The 18,567-nt window shown below is 40.6% G+C and carries 27 protein-coding genes; all 27 read right to left on the minus strand.

What is annotated here, in order from left to right; all coding sequences use genetic code 11:
- Positions 1-4: 4 nt before the first annotated feature.
- The 27 genes from BA81_RS12145 to BA81_RS12270 all read right to left on the minus strand — a co-directional run bounded on the left by BA81_RS12145 (position 5) and on the right by BA81_RS12270 (position 18,565).
- Complete coding sequence (locus BA81_RS12145; protein ID WP_034282386.1) at positions 5-511, minus strand: HK97 gp10 family phage protein; 507 nt, start codon at positions 509-511, stop codon at positions 5-7.
- Positions 508-864, minus strand: coding sequence for a DUF3599 family protein (locus BA81_RS12150; RefSeq protein ID WP_034282388.1), 357 nt, complete (start codon positions 862-864; stop codon positions 508-510). The genes BA81_RS12145 and BA81_RS12150 overlap by 4 nt, the downstream gene beginning before the upstream one ends.
- Positions 861-1,253, minus strand: a complete 393-nt coding sequence (gene yqbG, locus BA81_RS12155) for a protein YqbG (protein WP_034282690.1) — start codon at positions 1,251-1,253, stop codon at positions 861-863. Before yqbG ends, BA81_RS12150 begins: the two co-directional genes overlap by 4 nt.
- A 5-nt stretch (positions 1,254-1,258) precedes the next feature.
- A complete protein-coding gene (locus BA81_RS12160; protein ID WP_034282390.1) occupies positions 1,259-1,657 on the minus strand; it encodes a YqbF domain-containing protein in 399 nt (132 codons plus the stop codon).
- 5 nt (positions 1,658-1,662) lie between these two features.
- Positions 1,663-2,586: a phage major capsid protein gene (locus tag BA81_RS12165; RefSeq protein ID WP_034282392.1), complete on the minus strand. Its 924-nt coding sequence runs from the start codon at positions 2,584-2,586 to the stop codon at positions 1,663-1,665.
- A gap of 23 nt (positions 2,587-2,609) precedes the next feature.
- Positions 2,610-3,773 carry an XkdF-like putative serine protease domain-containing protein gene (locus BA81_RS12170; RefSeq protein ID WP_034282393.1) on the minus strand — a complete coding sequence of 388 codons (1,164 nt, stop codon included), beginning with the start codon at positions 3,771-3,773 and terminating at the stop codon, positions 2,610-2,612.
- Positions 3,774-3,820: 47 nt separating this feature from the next.
- Positions 3,821-4,219, minus strand: a complete 399-nt coding sequence (locus BA81_RS12175) for a hypothetical protein (RefSeq protein ID WP_034282394.1) — start codon at positions 4,217-4,219, stop codon at positions 3,821-3,823.
- Between the two features lie 86 nt (positions 4,220-4,305).
- Positions 4,306-5,211 carry a phage minor head protein gene (locus BA81_RS12180; protein WP_034282395.1) on the minus strand — a complete coding sequence of 302 codons (906 nt, stop codon included), beginning with the start codon at positions 5,209-5,211 and terminating at the stop codon, positions 4,306-4,308.
- Positions 5,208-6,728: a phage portal protein gene (locus tag BA81_RS12185; RefSeq protein WP_034282396.1), complete on the minus strand. Its 1,521-nt coding sequence runs from the start codon at positions 6,726-6,728 to the stop codon at positions 5,208-5,210. The genes BA81_RS12180 and BA81_RS12185 overlap by 4 nt, the downstream gene beginning before the upstream one ends.
- Positions 6,728-8,023 carry a PBSX family phage terminase large subunit gene (locus BA81_RS12190; RefSeq protein WP_162176179.1) on the minus strand — a complete coding sequence of 432 codons (1,296 nt, stop codon included), beginning with the start codon at positions 8,021-8,023 and terminating at the stop codon, positions 6,728-6,730. The genes BA81_RS12185 and BA81_RS12190 overlap by 1 nt, the downstream gene beginning before the upstream one ends.
- An 11-nt stretch (positions 8,024-8,034) precedes the next feature.
- A complete protein-coding gene (gene terS, locus BA81_RS12195) occupies positions 8,035-8,907 on the minus strand; it encodes a phage terminase small subunit (RefSeq protein ID WP_034282398.1) in 873 nt (290 codons plus the stop codon).
- A gap of 64 nt (positions 8,908-8,971) precedes the next feature.
- Positions 8,972-9,418, minus strand: a complete 447-nt coding sequence (locus BA81_RS12200) for a hypothetical protein (protein WP_152031914.1) — start codon at positions 9,416-9,418, stop codon at positions 8,972-8,974.
- A gap of 46 nt (positions 9,419-9,464) precedes the next feature.
- Positions 9,465-9,713: a hypothetical protein gene (locus BA81_RS12205; RefSeq protein ID WP_034282401.1), complete on the minus strand. Its 249-nt coding sequence runs from the start codon at positions 9,711-9,713 to the stop codon at positions 9,465-9,467.
- A gap of 165 nt (positions 9,714-9,878) precedes the next feature.
- Complete coding sequence (locus tag BA81_RS12210; protein WP_034282692.1) at positions 9,879-10,661, minus strand: DUF4145 domain-containing protein; 783 nt, start codon at positions 10,659-10,661, stop codon at positions 9,879-9,881.
- 50 nt (positions 10,662-10,711) lie between these two features.
- Positions 10,712-11,734 (minus strand): DNA cytosine methyltransferase, encoded by a 1,023-nt coding sequence (locus BA81_RS12215; protein ID WP_034282403.1) that lies wholly within the window; start codon positions 11,732-11,734, stop codon positions 10,712-10,714.
- A gap of 8 nt (positions 11,735-11,742) precedes the next feature.
- Entirely contained in the window at positions 11,743-12,261 is a 519-nt protein-coding gene (locus tag BA81_RS12220; RefSeq protein ID WP_034282405.1) for a ParB N-terminal domain-containing protein, read from the minus strand.
- Positions 12,262-12,315: 54 nt separating this feature from the next.
- Positions 12,316-12,660 carry a hypothetical protein gene (locus BA81_RS12225; RefSeq protein WP_034282407.1) on the minus strand — a complete coding sequence of 115 codons (345 nt, stop codon included), beginning with the start codon at positions 12,658-12,660 and terminating at the stop codon, positions 12,316-12,318.
- A 90-nt stretch (positions 12,661-12,750) separates the two neighbouring features.
- Complete coding sequence (locus BA81_RS19305) at positions 12,751-12,933, minus strand: hypothetical protein (protein WP_080701211.1); 183 nt, start codon at positions 12,931-12,933, stop codon at positions 12,751-12,753.
- A 454-nt stretch (positions 12,934-13,387) separates the two neighbouring features.
- Entirely contained in the window at positions 13,388-13,771 is a 384-nt protein-coding gene (locus BA81_RS12230) for an ArpU family phage packaging/lysis transcriptional regulator (protein WP_034282410.1), read from the minus strand.
- Positions 13,772-13,860: 89 nt separating this feature from the next.
- Positions 13,861-14,961: a GerAB/ArcD/ProY family transporter gene (locus BA81_RS12235; protein ID WP_034282411.1), complete on the minus strand. Its 1,101-nt coding sequence runs from the start codon at positions 14,959-14,961 to the stop codon at positions 13,861-13,863.
- Between the two features lie 202 nt (positions 14,962-15,163).
- Positions 15,164-15,388, minus strand: a complete 225-nt coding sequence (locus BA81_RS12240; protein WP_034282414.1) for a hypothetical protein — start codon at positions 15,386-15,388, stop codon at positions 15,164-15,166.
- Between the two features lie 34 nt (positions 15,389-15,422).
- Positions 15,423-15,626: an XtrA/YqaO family protein gene (locus tag BA81_RS12245; protein ID WP_034282417.1), complete on the minus strand. Its 204-nt coding sequence runs from the start codon at positions 15,624-15,626 to the stop codon at positions 15,423-15,425.
- Positions 15,627-15,699: 73 nt separating this feature from the next.
- Entirely contained in the window at positions 15,700-15,981 is a 282-nt protein-coding gene (locus BA81_RS12250; protein WP_034282419.1) for a hypothetical protein, read from the minus strand.
- Between the two features lie 287 nt (positions 15,982-16,268).
- Positions 16,269-16,967: a hypothetical protein gene (locus BA81_RS12255; protein WP_034282421.1), complete on the minus strand. Its 699-nt coding sequence runs from the start codon at positions 16,965-16,967 to the stop codon at positions 16,269-16,271.
- Positions 16,955-17,404 (minus strand): RusA family crossover junction endodeoxyribonuclease, encoded by a 450-nt coding sequence (locus BA81_RS12260; RefSeq protein ID WP_034282423.1) that lies wholly within the window; start codon positions 17,402-17,404, stop codon positions 16,955-16,957. Before BA81_RS12260 ends, BA81_RS12255 begins: the two co-directional genes overlap by 13 nt.
- Positions 17,405-17,604: 200 nt before the next feature.
- Positions 17,605-17,769, minus strand: a complete 165-nt coding sequence (locus BA81_RS19770; protein ID WP_169737553.1) for a hypothetical protein — start codon at positions 17,767-17,769, stop codon at positions 17,605-17,607.
- 13 nt (positions 17,770-17,782) lie between these two features.
- A complete protein-coding gene (locus BA81_RS12270) occupies positions 17,783-18,565 on the minus strand; it encodes an ATP-binding protein (protein ID WP_324290343.1) in 783 nt (260 codons plus the stop codon).
- Between the last annotated feature and the right edge of the window lie 2 nt (positions 18,566-18,567).

The raw sequence follows: 18,567 nt of genomic DNA on the forward strand, positions 1-18,567 counted from the left end.
CTAATCATCTCCCAAAATGCCGATCAATCCATTGCTGCAGCTTGCGGTCCAATGATCGTTCAAACATCTGTTCAAAGATGGCTATTGCATTATCCCAATAGCCGCTGCCCTCAACCCATTGAAATTTCAGGAGCATCCCTGTTTCGGCATTTGGGTCATATTCAAAACGATCACCAACCCACCTGCCAGGAACCCAACGTCTGTCTTGATTTTTACTAGGATCAATCGTAAAGTGGCCATCGTTTGTGTACGATGCGTATTCCAAGTTGGTCCCTACATCTAGGGTGAGACCGCCACTGCTCATCGAAAAGACGTTTTCTTGGTCTCCTTTTTGGAATGAGTTGAGCAAACGCCGAGCATCCACTGTTTTTGTTCGGATAACTTCATCCTGAACAATATCAAGAAACTCATAACCCATGCCTTCAAGCCACTCTTCATATTCAGCTTGCAAGCCGCCATTAACAGCTGCATTCAAGTCCTCAATGAATTGATCAAGACCATCAATCCTCATAGGCTTTCACTCCTCATCGCTATAACCTCAATATGATGGTTCTTAATCTTCCTAGGCTTTTGCAGTTTCAAAGTAATGCCTTCCCATACTACTTTGTCATTTACTCGGACATCAGCGGTAATAGGAAAATGAACGAGATATGATTGATGAATGGTTGCGTTTGGCTCCTGCTGTGTGATGGATTGGTTTTTCTCCGTAAAATAACATGGATGCGCAACTTGATCAGGCTCATCAGGATATGAAAAGAGCGGCTGCGCATCTTGGACAGATATTCCATAGCGATCTTTTGACAGCTGCTCTGTTTGCAAGTGATATATATCGCATCGATCCGTTAATAATGATTGATAGCTCATAGCGATCTCAACCTTAATTTGACGTTGCCTGGATCTTCTGGCGGTTCCCCTGGTTCAATGAAATCTATCAACAGGTTATACACATCCGGCTTTGAAACGGCGTTACCGTCTGCCAGCGTATAAGAGTAGTCACCAATCTTTTCAGATTTATAACCCTTTATGATTGATTCATCCCCGTTGATCAGCGCAAAGAACTGCGCCATTTTAATCAATGCTATCTTCGCCTTTTCAGGAAGCGGCTGATATTTTTCACTTGTGAAATCATGACCTACGATCTTAAATACCTCAGCTTCAGCTTCAATGATGTCACTTTCCAATAGTTCATCCGAGCGGTTTTTCACGCTCTCGAATACGCTATACGCCCTAACTTCTTCAGGAGAGATCAGCATCACCCTTACTCTCCTGCTTTTTCTTGTTGCTGTTGATTTTCAAGGATGAAGGCAATTCTTTCACTTTCATTCTTGAACTCAGACGGATCGCCGCCAAGATCAACAATAACGGCTTCTTGTCCATCTTTTTTCATATCCTTCAATTCAGTTTCAGTGTAGATTTTTGCTTCTAGTGACGGTTCTTCTTCCTCTTTTGGCTCTTCTTTTTCTTCGGACGGCTTTTCTTTTGGTTGATCATCTGTTTTAGGATCATCAGCAGGAACATCAAGCTGCTTACAATCAAAGAACTCATTGCCATTGAGATATTGAAATACCTTTTTCTCAATCTCTTTCTCCTGATTTAAAAGAAAGACATGCCCCATCACAGAGTATGTCTTTCCCTTGATCAATTCAGCTGTATACATATTGATCACTCCTTGACCTTGATGATCTTGGCAACAGCATCCTCTTCCTCAAATTTGCTGTCGAGCTTCGCAGTAAGGACGATAATGAACTTACGATTACGGATGTCTTTATCAACTTCAATGCGAATGTTACGAGAGAAGCCCAAGATGATGTTTTTCGGATGAGTAAGTAAGATGTCTGAAACACCTGTACCGTCCACATCATACGGCTGCATATTTGCAATACCTTTGACAGGAACACCGAATGCAGAAGAAAGTCCACCTTGTACAGCTGCATCCCCAAGACCTGTCTGACGATCCGCTACTTTGTCTTTCCACTCGACCTCTTGACCTGGAGAAGTGTAGAAACGGAATTCTTGTGGAACTCGCAAGTATTTTGGCGGAACAGCTTTGTAACCTTCCTTGAATACTTGGCGTGTAAGTGGTTCACCAGCTACATCTACGATATGGGACTCCGCTTGTTTACGAATACCATCAAGTTGAGCAAGGTAAGTATCCTCAGATTTTGTATCACCATTTAGGATCAATTCTTCAATGTCAACGGCTGCTCGTTCAGCGAGCATTTGCATGATAGTGTTTTGTAGATTATCACCCTCGATGTTATTTTCAAGCGTGTCATATGTGATGTTTACTTCTGCGATGACTTCTTTTGCATTAAGCTCCACAGTGCTTGTTGTTGGTGCAACTCGATCACTTGCAGGAACTGCCTTTCCTTCCACACCAGGACGAAGAATCCGCTGACCAAAACCGATTTTTTCGATTTTTTGTGCATCGCTGTCCATTTGAATGACACGTGCTTCTTGTAGCAGTGTTGGTGCATTTTGCACCATACGAATAAATGTGCTAGATTGGGTCGGATTCATGAGACCGCCTGTCTTTAAAGTGCCTAGCGTCACTTCCGCTTTGTTAATTACCTCTTGATTTCTCACTCTAGCTCCTCCTTTTTCTCGGCTTAAAGCAAGCCGCTCCATACCGTTTCAGATTTTTGTAAGTCTTGTTGTTGTGCATCCCCTACTCCATTACCTTGCGGACGTGCCTTTTCCAGTGCTTCGACTCTATCGACTACTGGAGCCAATGCCTTTTCTACAGCTGCGGCCATTTCTTTTGCGACCTCTTCATCAATTTGTTTTTCTTGCGGATCAGGCTGACCTTCGCCTTCTCCCTTCTCAAGGTCATCCAGACGTTTTACAACTGGTGCGATTGTGTCATCTAGCATCTTTTGCAGATCTTCTTTGTTCACTTCTTCTTCCTCCTCCTTCTCTTCCGTTTGACTCAACAGATTGTCGATAGCGGCTCTGGCATTTTTCAATTCAGTTAAATTAGCAGCTGAAAACTTTCGGCCAGCTTTTGCGACTTCTTCAGGTGGATCAGTTTGGATCCCAGCCAAGTCATCAGTTAGCAGAATCTCTTGTGTAATTTCCACAAAATCTTGCAGTGCTGCCCTCACCTTTTCAGGATCAGTCTCCAAGTCTTCATTGTCGTAAGAATCCCATTTATACAAAACGGAATTCAGTGCATCTTGTGCCGCCCAAAACTCACGACGCATGCGGCCTTTGTCGTACCTGTTCTTCACTTCTCCTTTTGATAAAAAGAAGTTTTTAAGCAAAGAAAAAAGCCCCTTCTCATCAGAAGCTGGCTCACGTTCTTGTTTTCCTATGTCTGCTGTACCGGCCATTGAATATCCGGTGATCTCACCCTTTTGAATCTGTTCCCAGATTTCATCAGATGCTTTTGTCACAAGGACCCACGATCCTTTCTTGATAATCTCCTCGCCCATTTCAAAGTCAGACGGAGCAATGTACGATTCAACGACTTCCCCGACACCGCCTTGGAAATCATGCTGCTTGTCAATCTCACGTGCATCCTTCAGGAATCCATGAGCGGCTTTCTCAATTTCCTCCGGTGTCATGTAATCCCCATGTGCATCAGCTACATTTGGTTCGTATACAATACCGTATACAAGACGCTGCGCATCGTCTGCTTTGGCAATGACCTTGATCTCTTTCTGAAAGTCTGGCTGCTTTTCTGACTTCATAAAAAAGAACTGCTTTTGATTAGCAGCCTTGTCCACATATGAAACGTGTGTGATCTTCGCATTTATCAATTCGCGTGGCAATTCATTCACCTCCTTTCACAGCAACTAAGAAAGAGGATTTAATATATTCAATCCTCTTCATTCGTACTTTGAGATTCTCCCTCCCATGTCAGTACATGGTCGCAATTCTTCTCCAGAAGATCATATGGGGGAGTTTGACCAGGTAATCCTCCAACCCAAACATCACATTTGTGCCTTGCGTAGCGTTTCAATATCTCTCTAAAACCTCTTTTTCTAGAATACGGTTCACCTTCACCAATAACACAGCAATAATGTTTCTCTATACTAATGTGTGGCCAATCAATTTTCAAATCAATTCCCCACTCTGAATTTATGTCCTTGTCTAGAATAGTTGCATGCATTTCTTCTGCCAGTTCCTTTAGTTCATCAATATAATTTAAAATTTCCATCATAATTTTTTCAGGAATAATATAGTCCCCATTTTCAAATTTGATATCTTCTTGCATTTAAATAATCCTCCTTTAAAGTTAAATACAACATTAATTTGCATTGAGGAAATATTTATATACTAGAATTTTATTGAAGAATGTTTTTATAAGGACTGGCGTCGAATCTTTTCTTTTTCCTCAGCTGGCAAACCAAGAATAACAGGATCAACCACAGGACCAACCGCACAATGACAATTTACTCGCTCTTTTGGCGTGAGCTGTGTATCTCTTGGAAACATGCACCGCTCTCCGCTACCTGGTATCTCAAATTCTTCATCGAGAGGAATAATCGTGCCATCCAGTTGTACATGACTTTCTCTCGACTGATTCTTTTTCCCTCCGCTGTGCTTCCACTTCTTCCCCGTTACTGCCGGGGATTGGACATAGGATTCATGTTGAGCGACAGAAGAAGCGGTCAACACTTCAGTTACAGCTGTCACACGTGCGCGCTTCCGGCTGAATTCAGGAAGGTCCTTCAGCTCCAGTTCAATTTCTTGAATAGAGCGCCCTTCTTTGATGCCCTCTTTCAATTTTTGTTCAATAGCTGTATGAGTATTCAGCTTCATCAGCTGCGCCAACTCCTGTGACCATGATTCAATCCACTGTTCAGTTTTTTCAGATAGAATCTTGAATGGAATATCTGCATCGATGGAATGCATGATCTTCTCGGCCAGCTGCGTGACCGTCAACGTCAAGAAAATGGCCGTTTCTTTTCCAAACAGCTCCGCAAATTCATCAGCTGCAAACAAGTCATTTTGGAAGAACGCCAGAATGGATTCTAACGTCTCTGAATCGTCTTTGGATATAAAACCATTCAGTTCATTCAAAAACGTCCTGCGTTGCAATCTGAGAAGTTTTGCGGTGGTTTTCTCGTACTCTTCCACCAAAGAGGGTATATCCTTCAGTTCAGGGAAATCAGCTACAGCTGCTTCTAGTTCCTCGACCTCATCTGCCTCCGCTTTTTGTACAAAGGTATTGATGTTTTTTATCAGCTGATCGATCTTGCTCATTTGCGGATCTCCTCTAATTCATCCCTAAGGTCTTTGAGGATAGATACCAATTCATTGTTAGTACCCGCAGACTTTTGAAGAACCGTATCAAGCAAGCTAGTTGAAGCCTTTGGCTTCGCCTCAATTGGTCGGTGATATTCTTCCTCTGGCCATTCTTCAAGTGTCTTACCAAGAATACGGCCAGCCAGATCACGCAGGTCATTCGGTGAAACCGCTCCTGCTTGAATAAACGGTGTAAGAACCTTTGCAATTTCGAGCGGATCACGAAAATCAGGACCATTTAATATGAGCCGCACATGCCAGAGATCAAGATCAGGAAGAAAGAGTGTATTGAGCTTGCCAGTAATGATCATTCTTTCCGGCTGAAATACCTGCTCTTCAGTTGTCTTACGCGCTGTATCTGCTGTCGCTTTGTTATAGTCTTGAGACTCACCTGTGTAAATTGGCGGCAAACGGAAAGAAGAACGTATCTTGTTTCTCGTCTTCTCATCGTATTCCAAAAAGAGTGCATCCTCCTGGAGAATCTCGGCCAGTGATTTTATATCCACCTTTACATTAGCCGGCTCTTCATCGTTTGATAGCTCATCCTTTTTCGGAATCCCTTCCACTTCGAGTAACAGGAATTTATGTGCATTGTCTGAACCCTCAATGCCATTCATGTATTCCTGAAGCTGTTCATATGAGGATTCAGAAAGCATTCCATTCTCTACAGTAATTGCAGCCGGCACATGCCGCCCTTGTTTAAAGTACAGATAATTCAGCTCTTCAGCTTTACGGGCTCCATACATATTGACGATGTTACCAATCCAACGAGGAACACCATATGTACCGCTGCCGATCTTGAAGTGAATGACTTCGCTTGCTACAAGATTAGAAGGAGTGTCTTCGCTGTATTCTCCCGTAGCAGCGTTCAATGTTCTTGGATCGCCGTACTCTTTGAAGAATACTTTTTTAGTGTTGACTTGCTGCACATACTTTCTGAACCGTTTCTTTCTTTTCATGGTCTTAACTTCACCATGATCTGTATACTTAAAGTCGATCTCAATGGAATCGCCTAACTTACAAACACGAATATATTGTGCATCTAGATATTCAATACCTGCAGGCTGTCCTGTACCATCTCGAAGCACTTCGACAAAACCATTTCCTGTTTTCTCTCGGTCTTCAATCACATACCCTAGAACCACTTCAGCTGACTCATCATAATTCATGTATTTCGTAAACTCTTCAAGTCTCGTCCATTCTTTCTCAGCTGCCTTTTTCTTTCCCTCTGGTGCATTCTCAGCGTTAAAGTCGAAAGTATATTCAACTCCCAAGCCAAAACCTAGAATGTTTGTTTTATACGCATCGATGCATTGTTGAAGAATGGTAGAATACTCGGCCATTTGTTTGAGCTCTTTGATATTGTATGGAGGCTCGATCACATCATCAGCATCGTAATTAAATCCATCATCATAAATCTGCTTAGTGGTTTCAGATACATTGGCCTTCATCACTGTTGCTCTGACCGTTTTCATCAGCGTGACCTCCTTTCTCTGTTCGGGCGTATCCGCTCTTTTGGTTTCTCTTTCAAATCGGTGACCTCATAATCATCTAACGCATACCAGATAGCTGAAAAAGTATGAGGATCAATCTGAAACTCGTCCTCTATGATATTGCCATTCTTGTCCGTCTTGTACGTGAGCGGCTGAAGCTCATAGATTGTGTTTTTGCATGAGTCGGAACAAATGATTTTCTTAAACCGCTTGATCTTCTTGGTGTACTGCAAGCGTGATCCTTGGAATTTATGAGCGGCCACCATGTTGTATCCCATCTTGCGGAAATACGCGATTGTCTTTTGTTCATTGTCGGCCTTTATGAGCTCTTTTGTTTCAATGAACTCTTTCAAGTCCTCGACAGTAACATCATCAGTCTTGCCACGATCGTAATACTCCCAATAGATGTATAGATACTTCTTCTCGTGATCCACAGCCAACCTAACAACAGCGTTATATGAATCAACGAAACCAAAGTCCATGCCCGCTCTAAGCAAAGGTCGATTGATATTTGAGATGGCCAGCATGACATCTTCATGCGGCTGCACCTCGAATTGAGGAAGAACACGAATTCCGTTAATGCCAAAATGACCTTTTCGAGCTATGCGATAAAGGTCGGGATCGTATTCTTTTAGTTCGTCCAATTGCTTGATGTAACTGACCGGAAGGAACAAGTTATCTTCAGCTGTAGAATGATGATAGTACGTATCGTTGATAGCGATCGTTCGCTCTTTATATAACCTTTCATCATCCAGGATAAATCGGTTGTTTTGATCATCCTTAAAGAAATGTCTGTACGTCCAGTTATCCTGACCGACAGGGTTCGTCGATAAGATCATGTGCAGCTGCAGCGTTGGGTGACGCAAACGACCAAGCAGCTCCTTGAATCCCTCGTACTTCACTTCTGAACATTCCTCAATCCATATGATCGAGATGTTGTTGATCGACTTCAATTTGGTTGGCTTGTCCAACCCTTTGAAGATGATCCGGCTGCCGTTGTGAAATTTAAGCATGAGCGGTGATGTGCGGCACTGAATGACATGATCGAGTCCTAGATCATTCACGATCTCTTCAAATAAAGAAAACGTGGAATCTCTGTGCGTGTCATAGACTTCACGAATCACAAGAGCGGTTCGCTTTTCATCTAACAGCTTCAGAATTAGCTTCAGGGCAATATGATAGCTTTTGGATGAGCCGTAACCGCCCACCAAGAACTGAAACTTTTGATCCCAATCAAAAAGAAAGTCCTCAAAATGTGGATTGACTTCCTTCTCCATCATTTGAACCATCAGCTATCACCTTTATTCTTCCGCTTAATTGTTATTTGTACAGAATCATCGACAGGTCGAGCGGTGATCCGCTCCAGCTCTGCTTCTCGTGTTCTATTAGCGAGATCGAGACCACGCAGCCTCAATTCATATTCAGACATAGTTTTCATTATGTCGACTTTCTGCCTAATGGCTTTATCACGTTGTGCGGTCACACGTGTCAGAGCATCTTCTATGCTCAATATCTTCTCCAGCAGCGGTGAGTCTGTCTCCTCAATCTGGACCACTGCTAAACGTTCATTAGTTATAGGAACAGGTTTAATCAGACCATTTTTATCCGGAGCCTGTACAACGTCTTTCATCTTCCTCATTTGTTGCAAGACTGTCCGCTGCTTATCAGTCAATCCATTCTCGTATTTAGTGATCAAGCGCATCATTCTTGTTTCACGAACGCTCAATAATCGTATTGATAGATCAATTTGATACAAAGGATCAGTCTCAATCTCAGTAAAAAGCTTCTGTTCTTTTTCATCCATGTACTCAAACATGATCGTTTCATATTCACCAGTCTTGAATGAATTCTTGTTGCCTTTAGGAGCTGCGCCACCCCTATTGCCTTTAGCATTTTGGTTACCCGGTGGAGCTTTTCCTCCTTTATTACCTTTGGCGTTTTTGTTGCCTTTAGGTGCGCCGGAACGTAAAGGAGCGCTCCTATTTGGTTTAGGAGCGCTCCTTTTGAATTTGTCATCCCATTTATCATTCGCTTTCCATTTACGGACGGTGCTGCTTGTCACACCCAACTCATCTGCAATATCTTTAAGCAAGCGGGTTCCATCGCTCTTTTTCCAAAGACGAAAGGACTCATCTCTTCTTGGATCGCGCGGTCTAGCCATTACATATCACCCACCTCCGAGCTACTGAATTAAGTTTGAGTTTGTTTTTAAAAACTAAATACAACTAAGCATTCCCTTTTCGATCATAGACTCCTATCTCACACTGATTGATAATTTCTTGAGGGAGTCCAGCCCGTTTCAAACAATCAAAAAAGGACTCTCTACCTACTTTATTTGCAGCTATTGCTGCTAATCCAACTGCTCCAATGCAGGCAGGTCCAATACCAGCACAAGAAGCCACTGCAGCTGTAACAATAGGTGTAGCTACATCAATTGCCACTTTAGCACATCCATGAATAATTAATTGTTGCGCTTCAGAAACACTTGGATAGTTATAGCCTATGAATACTTTGTAATATTTTTTGCTCATCCCTATACAAGGATAGGGAATGTCTCTACATACTCCAAATGCACAAACTCTTTGATAACAAGTCCTTGAGTAAGGCTCATAATACTCTGTACCCCATATAAGATTTTCAGATCCTGGCATTAAAAAGACACCTCTTTTCACAATTTAATACACCTTATTATCTAAATCGTGAAAAGTGCCTATCCTTTTATATTTCGTCATGCTTCTGAAGCTCGATGTCGAGTTCTATGAGTTTCTTAAGATCTTCCACAGTAGACAATTTGATATTTCCTGCTTTAAAGTCTCTCACCCATTGAAAGATTCCAGCCTGTGCAATTTTACGATAGTTTTCTTTTGATTTATCTATACCTTCAGCCTGTTCAGCTTGAAGGAACATAAGCATTTCCATCTTTTCTTCGTCAGAAAGGGAACGTATGTTTGTATTTTCTATTGTCATTCTCCCTGACCTCCATTACAATAGTGGATGAGAGCGTGATATTTTCCCACAAACGCGGCCGCGTCTTGATCACGCTCTTAGGCAGGGAGTTTCTTTCTGTCTTTGAAGAGAGGGTGTTGTCAGCACCCTCTTTTTTATACAAAAAGAAGTCCTGTTTAGGACTTCTTAGGACTTCTCTTTTTCAAAACTCAAATTTGGTAATTCATAAATGTTATATAGAATAAAATCTATAATATCTATATATTGTATTAGTTCCCTTGATTTTGGTCTTTTAATTTCATGCACTGTTTCATTCCCAATATCTCTAATTTGATTCAGTATTTGTTTTTGTTTTTCATTGATTAATTCTCTCTTGTGAAGTTCCTCTATCTTTTTAAACAAGTTTAAATTCTCCATTTTTGGCTTGTTCTCATTATCTAATACTATTTCTCCTTTTTTCATCTTTGGTATCTTATCAATCTCATTCACTTTACATATAGCTTCGATTGTCATTCTTATACCCGTATTACATAATAAATTCATTCGATTTTTATAAGCATCTATAGCTTCATTTCTAATTCCACTTATTAAATCGGGTAAATGTTTGAACTCAAACTTCCCTTTGAACTCAATCTTCTCTTTGAGTTGAAATAAATTTTCTGGATTATCTTGCTCCTTCGGTTCTTCAGGATAGACTGTATATTCTTCATAGTATTCTCTATCAATATTGGGATCTGGCCCATATACATAATACATTTCATCATCTTTATATCTTCTTAAAAAGGAAATACTATCACAACCTCTACATTGAACTATGGAGTATTCCACATAGAAACAAATATCTGCTTCTTCATAATTTAGATAACTGTCCGTTAACTGTAATTTATGACCATGCTCATTAGTAACTATATTATGATTTGTTTTTCTTGTACAAGCCCTGCAATATAACTTCTCGGAGACTTTGTCCATAGGTTCCACCCTTTTTAGAATAACGATAACACCATTCCAATAAAATGCAATTAAATAAACCATTGTTTATGAATTTGCTCCGCTATTCTCTTCATCATTAAAGACGGAACGCTCATTCCACATACATACTGCGTTGATGCATCCATAAAGTCATAATCCAACGGAAAAGATTGCATCAGAATAATATCCCTTTTTGAGATGTAATATGGTTCGTCATATCTAATAAAGACAGAACCGCTCGCTAGTGTTGGCGGAACTAAACTGTTTTTAACTAATACTGTATTGAAATTCCGCTCTTTACCTTCTGTTCGTTTAGTTATGTCTCCAATGTTGCCGTCAGATGGCTGCCGCTTAATCCATCTTTTATACGTTTTACTCGCTTCATTCAGCCTTGATCCATGCCCACTTCTAAACTCTCCATATGTGATCGGTGGTTCATTGAAAGACAATTTCAATGGTGGTAAGTTCAGATCCTTTCTGCGGCCAATGAAAAAGACCCGCTCTCTTCTCTGCGGGACTCCCATTGTGGCAGCGTTCAGCAAGAACAGCTGAACGTCATACCCTATTTCTTTTGCTCTCTCAATGACAAGTTTCACATACCCTTTTGCTTTTCCTTTTATCATGCCGCTTACGTTCTCAGCTACAAAGGTTTTAGGCTGCAAACGTTCCACAGCATCTAGGTAATGAAAGAACAGATCGTCTAGTTTTTGGACAGCTTGCCCCTCTCTGAACGCCTTTTCTCTTCCCCAATCTTCTTCTCTTTTACCTGCAGTTGAAAATACACTACATGGTGGCGATCCATCGAATACATCAAGATTCATGAGTTCTTCAGGAAGATCGGAGAGCGGGATCTGGTTAAACTCTCGAATGTCCATGAGATAAGGATATTTCGGCTTATGATTCTTTTTATAGATTTTCATCATTTGCGGATCGATCTCGCAATTTCCTATCAATTTAAACCCTGCTAACTTGTAGCCCATTGATGAGCCGCCACCACAAGAGAATGTACTGAACACTTTCAACCCATTGGAAGGGATGTTTTTTAGATCACTCAATTTCCATCTATAGTTCATGCTGCCACCTACTCATTGAAAGAGAATCCGCACTTAGGACATGTATGCTCAAATTGATCATCTCCATATTCATCAAGATCGATCTCATGACTCTCAGATACTGCTCCACCTTGACCTGTATGTTCCAAATCATTCAGAACATCCTCTAATTCTGCATCACTGAATCCAGTTAGGCTTAGATCATACCCTGATCCCTCTAAGTCTTTAAGTAGCTCAGTAAGTTTATACTCATCCCATTCACCGTCAATCTTATTCAATGCGATATTCAGTGCTTTTTCATCTTGTTCATTAAGTGATACGACGGATACAGGTATATCACTTGGATTGTCCTCCATCAATACTTTGAAACGTTGATGACCTCCTACAAGATGGCCAGTCCGTTCATTCCAGATGAGCGGATCAACGTATCCAAACTTTTCTATAGATTGTTTTAGTGAATCATACTCGGGATCTCCTGGTTGTAGATCAATTCGGGGGTTATATGGTGATGGGTTAATTTTATGTACGGGAATTGTTTTGATATTCATCGTTGTTTCCTCCTATAAAACAAATACTGCCGCCCTGAAGGCGGCAGCAGCTGCTTACTTGATGTAAAATTCGCTAGTGTAGAATGTCCCAAGGGTTGCAACATGATTGCCCTTTTTGTCGTAACGTTCTACATCCACCCTAAAGCGATAAGTACCTTTTTTGTTACCAAATGACTCTTTGATATTGAATTCATCGTACTGTTTCTCTGCTGGGTTAAGCGGGTTCGGGGAATTTGTTTTAATTGTCTCCCACTTGCCATTAACCTTTCTTTGTGGAATAAGGTTGGGACCAGCACTAAAGTCGTTGTGGTTTTGTACCGCAATTTTTACAACCTTATCCTCTCCGATTTTGTGATTTGCTTTTGTTGGATTCGCAGATACGCCAAATCCTGATGCCATGCTCATCATCTCCCTTTTTATATTTTTGCGCTCCTATCCCTCACCAAAGCACCTGCAGCCATACACCCAAAAGACGACTGTTCCCAAAATTTATCGTTTTCTTCGGATACGGCCGCCTTTTCGTTGGTACGTTTCGCGTCTCGTTCCCATAATTTCTTCCCAATCCCTTTTCGTAATGGGATCAGCATCGTTCTCCTTCTTTCTATTAGAACCAGGAGCAATGCTTTTAAATTGCTTTAATGTCTCTTTAGAAACAGAATCCCTGATCTTCATTTCACTCGCTCCTTGCCGAATAAGCACCACCTTACGCTATTCGCTTAAATAGATTTTGCAATGATGACTACACTCCGAGAGGTTGCCAAGTACAGTCGATCATCAAGTAAAATGAAAAACTGTCCTCGATACGGCTGCCGCAGACCAGCTGCTATCCAGGCTCAGAATGTCCCTCTCGTATGGCCACATTCCTCAACACCTTTGTTCCGTATCCAGATACGCCATTGATAAGGGAAAGGCGCGTCTCCCAATAAAAAAAGCGGACACCAATCAAGGCATTTAAAGTGCTCAATGATCAGCGTCCGCAGGTTCTTCCTTCTGGACAAAATATTCACGTTCGTTTTGCTTGTCTCTATCATACGATGATCCACTTAGGAAAAAAGGTCCCCTTTTTGTCGGCTTTTTATCGGTTTTTTCTCGGCTTTTTCTCGACAATGCAAATAATAAACAGCACTCATATGATTCCGAGTGCTGTCGAAAGGTTAAACGTCGCTTGCTTCTTTAATTTATAATACCGGTCTTTCTTCAGACCCAGTTCTTCACACACCTCCAAATCCTTCACTACACGTGATGTAAGGTATTTCATCCGTATGATGTCTTGTTCAATTTCATCTAGGCTGTTTTCTAGCGCTCTTTCTATCTGCCGGACCTTCAGTTCATTTAAAACTTCCTGATTTCTAAGAGAAGGAAAAAGGCCTGTTGCGCCGTTTGCCTCTTGTTCCTTTCTGTTTTCTTCCTTTACCTTCAGGGCCCTATAAACCTTCAGCTCCTTAATCAGAGCATTTCGAACTTGTTTCTCGTCGATCTCTGGCAGTAAACACAATTGTTCTGCTCCCATTTCCTCAACCTCCTATAAACAATGAAAGACATAGTTAAGGAATTTTTTTAAATTGAGTTATTGATGAATTTTTTTTGAATCCTTTTCAATCAGCTAGAATGGTTACTCCACTTTCTTTTTACTGTTAACAGCAAAACAGATATAAAAGGTATACCTAAAATTACAAACATTGCATATCCAAGTATCGTTGAAAAGTATATTACTTCATTAACATTATTCGGGAATAGGGATAATGCAGAAGTAATCAAAAAAAGTATCCATAATAACTTTTTAAAATCGATAGACCCAAATACATTACTACATCCCCTAATAGCAAATTGGAAAAATCCAAGCATGCAAACAAATTGCTGACAAGTCCATAACACTAATAAGAATATATCAAACCTTTCAATGAATACACCTTCAATCTCTAAAGTTTGTATCAGCGAAACTGTTGGCCATGTAAGAGATTTTGTTTCACCTACTGTCATGGAACCGATAACCACAAAAAGTGTAAGAGAATATATTAAAGAGGTGATACAAACTCCTATAGCCGCAGCCCATTTTGCTCTGGAGAGCTTTTCTTTATAGACCAAGGGTAATATAAACAAAATCACCTCGAAACCTGTGAATTGAATAAAAGTTTGAGCAAATAGCTTATCAAAATCAGCAAGACCGCCTTCCATAACCGGTTGTAAGTTTTGGAAGTCAAAAATAGTGAAACTAAAAAGCATCAAACCAATATAAATACATATAGTCAAAGGATAAATATACATGATTAATTTAATAACAGGCAGGATTCCACTTTTAAGATGATAAATCGCAACTAACAAAAAAATCATGACTATTATAAACATTGGTGTATCTTGTAACAGAAAAAATTGTATGACTTCACCAAGTATTCTTGCTTCAAAGCCGACAATGGCAAGTAAGTAGGATATAAAATAAAGATTAAATATAGTTCCTAGTATCTTTCCTGACCCTTTTGTATTCAACTCAAAAACTGTATCTGGTGCTTGCTTTTCAGAAATCCATCCTAACAAAAAAGCAATAAATGCAAAAATGACACCTTGTATCAATACAATAATCCAGCCATCAGGATAACCTGAATTGGCTGAACTACGGGGAATCGTTAAAATTCCTGCCCCTATCATTGTAGAACTGCATAATACAGTGACTTGTAGTAAGGATAATTTATTGACCTTATACACAGTAATAGCCTCACTAAATTTAATATTTATATTATATTTAGCTAATATCAGAAATTTATTCCTATTAAGAGGATTATTAATGACCTCAACTTCTCACATGAATTATTATATTTAAATAAAAGATGCTTCTTAGTTCCACAATGATCTTCCTCTCTTTTTTCATTCTGCTTGCTTGGCCTGTTGATCAAATCGGCGCTGCCGCTCATGCAACGCTTTCCCACGGCAATCGTTCGACCCTTTTCATGCTTCCAGCACAGCCGACTTTACCAAGATTCCGACGTGCTGCTGGATAGGATTGATATGTGTCATACTCGCTCCATTTTGCATCTGTTAATAGATCAGAACGCCAATAGGCAACATATCCGCTCGCTGTGTTGACGATACAAAATTCAGCGTACGGAGATTTTGAATACCAGATTTCCTTCATTTTGACGACGCCTCCCTGCAGGAGGAAGCTCCTGCTATTTTATTTTGTGTGAACTGCTGTAATTCAAATTTGTGAATTGGCCGTCACGTGTAGTGATTTCCGTTTTCCCGTAAATAGGTGCTTCAGCTAAAAACGCTTCGTTGGAATGGCCATCTAGGATGATGACTTTAACTTCTCCTTTTTCAAAAAGCTGATTAATTGAGATGTTAGAGTCTATATGTTTGTAAGGATTATTCATGCGCACAAGGCCTCCCATGTTATAATGAATTGTCGAGATTCATTAGAGCCGGAGCCTTGTGCTTTGGTTCTTTTTATTTGCTCTGTAGAGCTTGTAAATCACGCGTATACATTTCAAATAGATGTTTGTCCTTTATGTCTAAGGACAAGTTAATAAGATCCTTTAAGCCAGCTTCAGTGACCGTTATATCCATGTTTTTAGCCCAATCTTCAGGATAGACACCCTTTCGTCCGAAACGTGACTTTATTAAAAGCTCTCCCTTAGCAATTTCAAGAACGTAACCCTGGACGCGTAAATGTTTGTGATCACCTTTACCTACAATTTCCACCCAATCGCCTTTTACGATCTGTTTCATTTCCTGAAGCTCCTTCCGCATTTAGTGCAAATTGGACCGTTAAAACCCCGAGTGCAAAAACCCAGCCAATAACCACGACGCACCGAAACTATGTTTATACATTTGAAGCAGAAGAAGTATTTATGTTTGAAGAAAAACTTGATTTTATTAATCATCTGACAACCCTCCATCCTTTCCTAATCCGACTGTGCAGTTCATATTTTTTAAGTGGTTCATAGAGGTGGACGTGCTGTCCATCCTCTTCGCGATAAAGCAAGAACCACCGTTTTGACCGTTTACGTGCCATCTTATGCAGCCCCGTTTTCCTCATCTTTTTGATCATCTTTAGGAAGATCGTATTCATCTGGAACGCTATCCTCTGAACCCTTTTCGTCTTCAGCTGCTTCTTCAGCATTTTCCTTTTGCAACGGTTCAGCTTCGTTGGCTTGATCCTGCTTCCAGTCCCACCATTTTTCAGCAAGCGGAGCAACTGCTGCTCGGTAGTCATTGATCAGATCAACGATGGTGCCGGAGGACATCTCAAGCTCTGTGGCCAACTTGCGGTATGATTCACCTTCAATGCGGCGCTTTGCGATCTCTGCCATATTCTCAGGGAAACCTTCCTGTACTGGAGCCATACCTTCAATGATGAATTGATCCACCACTTCACGCTTAATCTCCATCGATTTTTCTTCAATTTTTGGTTTTTCTTCAGGCAAACCAAGTTCAGCTTCAAGCTGTTCTGACTCAGGTTTTGCTATATGGACAACGCCGCTCTGATCTACTTCATAATTTACAATTGGTCGTTCGGTGTTTGCGTTAATCTGCACGTTATAGCGGACAATGTCACTTTCAATCTCTACTTTCACGTCCTTATCAATCATTTCTGCAAGGTTTTGAATTCTGTTACCTAACTCCTTTGTTGGCACTTCCAACACTAATTCTGTAATCCCTTTAGGCTTGTGATTCATTTTTTTAACTTTTCCATTGAAATTTATAAAAGACATATTTGTTCCTCCTCGTGGGTTGGTGTAAGAGTAGATACTTCGACTTCAATTCTTGGTGTGCTGCTGTAGAACTTACTTACATGCAGATCAACAATTTGACTATCATCCTGCCAAATTACTTTATTCAGACCATCTTTTATCCCTTTGATGTAGTTATCAACATCCGGCTTCTTAGCTGGTCTCAGCTCGCCTCTTTCAGCTTCTGCGGCCTTTTTCTTGCTGAAGCTTTTCAATAATGATTTATAGACTTTCACCTTCAATTCAAGTGGTCCTGTAAGGAGCTGATCTGGACGATGATCACTTGCAGCCAGCTTCACATAAGACTTAAAGTCTCTTGATTTTTTCGGATCATACAGCCTTGTCATGCCATTTACAGACGTAGCCCGCGGTCTTCCCTGTGCAACGGGCTCTGCGTAAATGGTGAATGTTATTTTCATTCGAATGCCTCCATCCTCGCGTTATATGTTAAAACCTTATTTCCTCGCTCACTCTTTTTCGTGATTACTAGCATTTCGAGTTCATAGAGTGATAGTTTTTCGAGACTTTCATTCTCATTCGGTTTATATCCAATGCGCTTCAGTTCATTGAGAAGGAACTGCCGACGATCTTCGCATTTACTATTTGTCATATTTATTCCTCATTTCATAACTCTGGCTTCGACTAACATTTGATTTAATTGCTCGATGACTGGTTTTAGGCTCTTGTTGCGCCCTGTTTGGTTACATTCAGGACAAGGGAAGAAGCCCGCCATAAAGGTATTTTCGTTTATGACGACTTTCTCGCCATTGCATGTGTTACACATCTGAAATTCTCCTTTACTCGTATAGTTCCAAAAGCAGTTCTTCATTTTCTTTTTGCGCTATCTTTTTACGAATCTTTTCATTTGGCATAATCACAGGGAAAGCCAGTTTTTCAACCCTGCTACTCACCCGACCACTTTTATAGATTGTGTCGAGATCCTCTATACTTAAATTGCTTGTAATGATCGTAGGCTTCTTGTATTGAAGTCGATAATCAAGAATACGGGTGAAGGTTTCTTCCACAAATTTTGTTACGTTTTCCACTCCGATATCATCTAGGACAACAAGATCAGCTGTCTTGACAGCATCCATAATGTCGGTACTCTTCACTTTCGATTCGCTATCAAACGTGCTTTTTATTTCTCCGATTAAATCAGCTGTAGACGAATAGATTATTTTAAGCGGTTTGTATTTTTTAGTTTCTTTGTCATAAACCGTGTCATGAGTTTTGGTTATCGCATGAAGAATACTAGCAGCAAGCCTTGTTTTTCCGCTCCCCTTCTCTTGACTAAAAAAATACAAGCCTTTCCCTAGATCCCGCATCTTTTCGAATTTCAAAACATAGTTTTTAGCAACCCTTTTTGCATTGGCTGCTCGCTCTTTGGATTCGGGTTTGTCATAAACATTGATATCAAAAGAGTTTAGAGAAGCGTCTTTGAATTCTTCTGGAAGTCTTGCGCTCATAAGTCTATTCGAGAGCTTTTTGACTTCCTTACAAGGGCATTCCTCCATGAATTCCCTTTTTTCCTTGTGATCTATAATCCATATCAACCCCGATCCATCACATTTCCCATACATGC

The sequence above is a fragment of the Bacillus safensis FO-36b genome, assembly GCF_000691165.1.
Classification (GTDB): Bacteria; Bacillota; Bacilli; order Bacillales; family Bacillaceae; genus Bacillus; species Bacillus safensis.